Here is a 6,000-nt window from a genome sequence, read left to right as displayed (position 1 = left end):
ATCGTGTTGGCGCAGTTGTATCAGCAGGGCTAGGTGTAGGCGGTCCCAAATGCCTAGCGCTTGCCAATCGCGCAGTCTTCGCCAGCAGGTCATACCGCTGCCAAAACCGAGTTCCTGTGGGAGGTCCTCCCAAGGAATGCCGGTAGTGAGAACAAACAAGATGCCGTTGAGGGCGGCAAAATCATCCAACCGCGGCCGCCCACCCCGGCGGGAACGCGGTGGTGGAGGAAGTAGTGGTTGCAATGACTTCCAGAGCTTCTGACTGACGACTTTCCGTTTCATCTTCGCCAAATGCGGGCATACGCATCTGACATCAAGAGGTTTTGTTAGCGGGTCTTAGCAGTTTGCAACAATGCGCGGGGCTCGCCGCGCCACGGCTCACGAATCGTCGCAGATCGTAACGGGTTTTAGTTGTGAGGCTCGTTGCCTTGGCCTGCCTGCAGTTTGCGCATTGGCCCCTGGCCCCGGCCGCCCATCAGCGGCGGGCTGTCCTGGTCCATGATTTTTTGCTGCTCTGGCGTGAGCTGGCCGTAGAAGGATTTGAGCGCTTCCAAACGCTTTTGCAGATTCAGCAGGTGGCGCTGCGCCATCAGCACGCGCTGTTCCATGCGTTCCGGCGCGGTGGACGCGTTTTCGCAGGGCGGCATCGGACCGGGGCGGGTGGCGCTGGCAAAGGCGAGCCACGCGGCTTCCTGGGCTGGCTGGATCTTGAGCTTGTCGTGCAGCGCTTTCTGATGTTGGGCGATGAAAGCGTCGCGCTTGGCCGGGTCTATCTTCCACGGGCGGCCGGCGAAATTGCCCATCGGGGGGCATGCGGGTTCCGGCGGCGCGGCCAGAGCGGCGCCGGCGGCGAGGCTGGCGAATATAAAGGGTATCTGCGGTTTCATAGGCGGGCCATTCCATTGATGGCTGTGATGCGGGCGGACGACATCGGCAGGATCACTCCATTATTCTGGATGGCGACTGTCAATTAAGTGTGAGTTGGCCGGGGTCAATTGTTACCAAATGTAAAGCCCGCCGGCAAGCGTTTTGCCGATGGGCTTTTTCCCGACCGGGGCGGGGATTTGGACTAGAGTGAATTGCGGCATTCCCTTATCGTCGCCGGAGCGTTTCGCATGAGCCTGCCTGATTCTTCATTTCCTTGGTTCTCCGCGCTGGGCGCCGGGGGTTTGAACGGCGCCTTGGTGGAGTATTGGATCGACGCCTGGCAGCGTTCGGTGCTGTATTGCGACATTCTGCGCCAGCGCGGGGACACCTATCTGGAGCACGCCGCCTCCGGCCATCCGCCGGTGTTGGTTTTCGACTACGACATCATCGTGGATGGCCGTGAACTGGAGCAGCCGGTCAATTACGCGCTGTCGGCGATCCGCCCGCCGGACGGTTGTCCGAAACCTGACCCGGCCAAACGGCCCTTCGTGGTGATAGACCCGCGCGCCGGCCACGGCCCCGGCATCGGCGGCTTCAAGATGGATAGCGAGATCGGCATCGCGCTGCGCCAAGGCCATCCTTGTTATTTCGTGATGTTTTTCCCGGTGCCGGAGCCCAAGCAGACGATTGAATGCGTGTGGCGCGCCGAGAAGATCTTCCTGCAAAAGGTGAACCAGCTGCATCCGCACAGCGCCGGCAAACCCTTCGTCATCGGCAATTGCCAGGGCGGCTGGGCGCTGGCGATGCTGGCGGCCACCGCGCCGGAGCTGGTGGGCCCCATCCTGCTGGCCGGCTCGCCGTTGTCTTACTGGGCCGGCGTGGCCGGCAAGAATCCGATGCGTTATTCCGGCGGTTTGTACGGCGGCACCTGGATGGCCTCGCTGGTGGGCGACCTGGGCCACGGCCAGTTCGACGGGGCTCATCTGGTCAGCAATTTCGAACAGCTGGACCCAGCCAACACCTACTGGAAAAAGCCTTACTCTTTGTACGCCAAGGTGGACACCGAGCGTGAGCGCTTCCTGGAGTTCGAGCGCTGGTGGGGCGGCCACTATCTGCTCAACAAGGCCGAGATGGAATGGATTACCCAAAACCTGTTCGTCGGCAACCGGCTGAGCCATGGCGAAGTGACGCTGGAGCAGGGACGGCAGGCGGTGGACTTGCGCAACATCCGCTCGCCCATCGTGGTGTTCGCCTCCTGGGGCGACAACATCACCCCGCCACAGCAGGCGCTGTTCTGGATCGCGGACCTGTACCACAGCGTGGAGGACATCCGCGTCAATGAGCAGACCATCGTCTATTGCCTGCACGAGCAGGTGGGCCACCTGGGCATTTTCGTGTCCGCCGGCGTGGCCAACAAGGAACACAGCGAGCTGGCCAGCGCGCTGGACTTGATCGATGTGCTGCCGCCCGGCTTGTACGAAGCCATCATCACCGATACCCACCCGGAAATGGCCGGGCTGGAATACTTGCAAGGCCGCTACGTGATCCGCTTCGAGCCGCGCGACATCGACGATATTCTGGCTTTGGGCGACGGCCGCCAGGGCGAGGCCGCCTTCGAAGTGGTGCGCCGGGTGGGAGAGGTCAACCAGCAGCTGTACGATACCTTCGTCTCTCCCTGGCTGCGCTTATACGGCAACGAGCATACCGCGCGCTGGTGGCGCGAAATGCATCCGTCGCGATTGGAGCGACGCTGGTTTTCCAGCCGCAACCCCTGGCTGGCCGGGCTGCGGCAATGGGCGGAGAAGGTACGCGACGAACGGCGGCCGGCGGCGGAGGACAATCCGTTCTGGCAATGGCAGCAAAGCTACGCGCAGTGGATGGAGACGGCGCTGAACGGTTGGCGCGACGGTCGCGACGCCTGGCAGGAGCTGAGCTTCCGAACTTTGTTCGAATCGCCGTGGAGCGCGGCGCTGACTGGTTTGAAACCGCAGCGCGAATACGGAGTGCGCAAGGCGGACGGCAGTTGGGAGCGCAGTGAGATGCTGCGGCTCAAGCGCCAGGAGCTGGAGGCCCATTACGCCGAAGGCGGGCCGGTGGACGGCTTTTTGCGGTTGTTGATCTATGTCGCCATCGGCAACGGCGTGGTGGACGTGAGGCCGTTCAACGCTATTCGCCGGGTGATGCAGGAAACCGCCTTGGGCGAGGATTTGACGCTGGAGCAGTTCAAGCAGGCGGTGCGGCGCCAGACTTGGCTGGTGCGCAACGACGAGAAGCGCGCGCTGGCGACGCTGGAACATTTGTTGCCCACCGAGCAACAGCGCCAGTTCGCGCTGGAGCTGGCGATTCTGCTGCTGCAAGCGGCGGGGCCCATCAGCGGCGAGAAGCAGCAGCGCCTGGGCCGGCTGGCGCTGGCGATGGGCTTGGCCCAGCGGAACAGCTCGCCTCCGGAGGCTCCGGCGCCGGTCAAGCCCGCGCCCAAACGCGCGCCGCGGCAACGCAAGCCCAAGCCGGCCGCGTGAGCACGGCTTTGCGGCGCGGCGGGCGCAAGGTACACTGCGCCCGCCCAAGCCAGAAAACACGACCATGAGCGCACCGCAACCCAAGAATCCCACCCACGGCGTCACGCTGGAACAGATGCTGAACCAGTTGGTCGGCCATTACGGCTGGCCCGAGCTGGGGCGGCGCATCCAGATTCGCTGCTTCAATCATGACCCCAGCGTCAAATCCAGCCTGGCTTTCTTGCGGCGCACCCCGTGGGCGCGTCAGCAGGTGGAAGACTTGTTCGTGGCGTTGAAGACCCGGCCGCAGACGCCGGCTGGTTCCGGAGTGGACTCCCGCCCGCGGTTGTTCGCCAAGAAGTCATCCTGATGGCCATTGCCATTGGCCACGGAAGCAGGCAGCCTTGCGTTAAGGCTTAAGCACCTGTTTACGATCCGCTGCGCGTCGGCATACAGCGTTGAAAATTCCTGCGAAATGCTCATGTACCGCTCGTACATTCCGCTTTCTCAGCGGTTTTCGATTTGTCTCGCTCCTGCTCGCTAGGTTTTGAACAGGCCTTAAAACCTGCCCGTCCGCCGGGCCGGCGGCGATGATGTTCTCACTGTGGAGCGGGAATATGGAATTGGAAATCAGCGTGGAAGCGGAGAAGAAGTACCTGAACAGCCTGGTGGCGCTGACCGTGGTGCTGCTATCGGTGTTCATGGGCCTGGGCAAGCTGAAGGACGACAATATCGTGCAGGCGCGTCAGCTATTGAAGACCGACGCGGTGGACAGTTGGTCCGAATACCAGTCCAAGAAGATCAAGCAGCATCTGGCGGAAAGCAGCCAGCGTCAGGCGCGCTTGTTGGAGTTGGCCAATCCTGCGGCGGCGGCGGCCTTGCGGCCGGAGCAGGCGGCGATCCAACGCGACATCGCTCGCTACGCCGCGGAGGCGCAGGCTTTGCAGCTGAAGGCCAAGGCCAAGGAGCAGGGGTTTGAAGAGTTGAACGCTCGCCATGAGCTGTTCGACGTCAGCGACGCCGGCCTGTCCATCGCCGTGGCCTGCGCCGCGGTGGCGGCGCTGGCCGCCAATTTCATTCCTTTGCTGTGCGCTTGGGCTTTTGGCGCGGTGGGCGTGTTTTTCTGGCTGGCGGGTTTTGCCGGCTGGAATATTCATCCGGGCTGGATCGTTTCTTTGTTGGGCTGAGGGGCGCGGGAGCGGCCCTATCGGCGGCAGGGTTGCAACTGTCATCGATTTGGCTCAGGCTGTCCGGGTTTTCCGCATTCCTGCGTTTTGTCCCGAGACATTCTGAACTGGAGAAAAGCGATGAAACTGTATTTTTCCCCCGGCGCCTGCTCGCTGTCCCCGCATATCGTACTGTTCGCCAGCGGCTTGCCGTTCGACACCGAGAAGGTCAATCTCAAGGTCCAGCCGCATCTGACCGCGGGCGGGGTGGACTTCTCCACCATCAATCCGCGCGGCTATGTGCCGGCCTTGCAGCTGGATAACGGCGAGCTGCTGACCGAGGGCGTGGCCATTGTGCAATACCTGGCGGATCAGGCGCCGGCCAAGCAACTGGCGCCGGCCAACGGCACGTTGGAGCGCTACCGGCTGCAAGAATGGCTGAACTATATCGCCACCGAGGTGCACAAGGGTTTCTCGCCGCTGTTCTATCCCAATAGCGACGAAGTCAAGCAGCAGACTTGGGACAAGCTGACCCGTCGGCTGGCGCTGGCGGAAGAGCAACTGGCGAAAACGCCCTATCTGCTGGGCGAGCGTTTCAGCGTGGCCGACGCCTATCTGTTCACCTGCCTGAACTGGGCGCAGTTCGTACAGCGTTCGCTGGGCGATTTCCCGGCGTTGATCGACTTCCAGAAACGCGTGGCGGCCTTGCCCTTCGTGCAACAAGCGCTGAAGGCGGAAGGCTTGCTGGAATAATTCCACTGGAACGGGAATACGTTCTCCGTTCCAGACAAGATCATGCCCGGCTCCGGCCGGGCATTTTTCATGGCGAGTGGATTTATACTGCCTCGGCCTGCAGGTGCCGCAGATAAGCATCCGCGCTGGCCTCGATCTCGGCGTCGCTCAGATCGTGCTCGGCGCCGTGCAACGCGAAGCCGGGTAGCCATTCGGCGCGGATGTAGCGGCAGGTCAGTTCGAACGGCCGCAACACTTCCTCCATCCGGTACAGATAGCGGCCGTCCGCCGCGAAGTCCCGCTCGCGTATGCCGGTGGACACCGCCACGCTGATGCGCTTGTCCCGCATGCGCCAATCTTCCGGCCGCGCGCCGATGGCGAAGCCCTCGTCCAGCACCTGGTCCTGCCAGGTTTTCAACAGCGGCGGCGAACTGAACCAGTACAGCGGAAACTGCAAGACGATGCGTTGGTGGCTGCTCAGCAGCGCCTGTTCGCGCGCCACGTCGATCTTCCCGTCCGGATAAGCCTGGTATAGCGCATGCACGGTGTAGTGTTCCGGATGCCGGCGCAGCGCGGCCATCCAGCGGCGGTTGATTCGGGATTGCTCAAGATCGGGATGGGCAACGATGATCAGGGTTTTCATGGAGCTTCCTGTAAAATGGGAACGGCCATGCTATCAATGGATCAAGTTGTTGATAAGTATGTACTTTTTTGTTTCATAAGCACCAAAAGGTAAC

Annotated in this window: 7 protein-coding genes; 4 read left to right on the top strand and 3 right to left on the bottom strand. The window is 62.2% G+C overall.

Annotated features, from left to right (window positions below):
• The coding region (locus BR71_RS23745; protein ID WP_156038988.1) for a transposase at positions 1-282 on the bottom strand (282 nt) is incomplete at its 3' end.
• A 125-nt stretch (positions 283-407) separates the two neighbouring features.
• Positions 408-887, bottom strand: coding sequence for a Spy/CpxP family protein refolding chaperone (locus BR71_RS17280; protein ID WP_052370753.1), 480 nt, complete (start codon positions 885-887; stop codon positions 408-410).
• Between the two features lie 228 nt (positions 888-1,115).
• Between BR71_RS17280 and BR71_RS17275 the strand changes: the two genes are divergently transcribed.
• The 4 genes from BR71_RS17275 to gstA all read left to right on the top strand — a co-directional run bounded on the left by BR71_RS17275 (position 1,116) and on the right by gstA (position 5,284).
• Positions 1,116-3,386 carry a TerB family tellurite resistance protein gene (locus BR71_RS17275; protein ID WP_081556421.1) on the top strand — a complete coding sequence of 757 codons (2,271 nt, stop codon included), beginning with the start codon at positions 1,116-1,118 and terminating at the stop codon, positions 3,384-3,386.
• Positions 3,387-3,450: 64 nt separating this feature from the next.
• On the top strand, positions 3,451-3,735 hold the full coding sequence (locus tag BR71_RS17270; RefSeq protein ID WP_043640436.1) for a VF530 family protein: 285 nt from the start codon (positions 3,451-3,453) through the stop codon (positions 3,733-3,735).
• Positions 3,736-3,982: 247 nt separating this feature from the next.
• A complete protein-coding gene (locus BR71_RS17265) occupies positions 3,983-4,552 on the top strand; it encodes a DUF4337 domain-containing protein (RefSeq protein ID WP_043640432.1) in 570 nt (189 codons plus the stop codon).
• Between the two features lie 120 nt (positions 4,553-4,672).
• Positions 4,673-5,284 carry a glutathione transferase GstA gene (gene gstA / locus BR71_RS17260; protein WP_043640429.1) on the top strand — a complete coding sequence of 204 codons (612 nt, stop codon included), beginning with the start codon at positions 4,673-4,675 and terminating at the stop codon, positions 5,282-5,284.
• An 82-nt stretch (positions 5,285-5,366) separates the two neighbouring features.
• Here gstA and BR71_RS17255 read toward each other — a convergent pair whose 3' ends face one another.
• Positions 5,367-5,906, bottom strand: a complete 540-nt coding sequence (locus BR71_RS17255; RefSeq protein ID WP_043640426.1) for an NAD(P)H-dependent oxidoreductase — start codon at positions 5,904-5,906, stop codon at positions 5,367-5,369.
• Positions 5,907-6,000 lie beyond the last annotated feature (94 nt).

Origin of the sequence: Chromobacterium haemolyticum DSM 19808 (genome assembly GCF_000711885.1) — a bacterium.
Lineage (GTDB): Bacteria > Pseudomonadota > Gammaproteobacteria > Burkholderiales > Chromobacteriaceae > Chromobacterium > Chromobacterium haemolyticum.
The sequence above is the reverse complement of the archived record's forward strand: the minus strand, read 5'-3'. Positions and strand labels throughout refer to the sequence as shown.

Excerpts from the sequence above, each read along its gene's own strand:
- BR71_RS17255 (WP_043640426.1), bottom strand. The coding sequence starts at position 5,906 with ATGAAAACCCTGATCATCGTTGCCCATCCCGATCTTGAGCAATCCCGA.
- BR71_RS17280 (WP_052370753.1), bottom strand. The coding sequence starts at position 887 with ATGAAACCGCAGATACCCTTTATATTCGCCAGCCTCGCCGCCGGCGCC.
- BR71_RS17270 (WP_043640436.1), top strand. The coding sequence starts at position 3,451 with ATGAGCGCACCGCAACCCAAGAATCCCACCCACGGCGTCACGCTGGAA.
- gstA (WP_043640429.1), top strand. The coding sequence starts at position 4,673 with ATGAAACTGTATTTTTCCCCCGGCGCCTGCTCGCTGTCCCCGCATATC.
- BR71_RS17275 (WP_081556421.1), top strand. The coding sequence starts at position 1,116 with ATGAGCCTGCCTGATTCTTCATTTCCTTGGTTCTCCGCGCTGGGCGCC.
- BR71_RS17265 (WP_043640432.1), top strand. The coding sequence starts at position 3,983 with ATGGAATTGGAAATCAGCGTGGAAGCGGAGAAGAAGTACCTGAACAGC.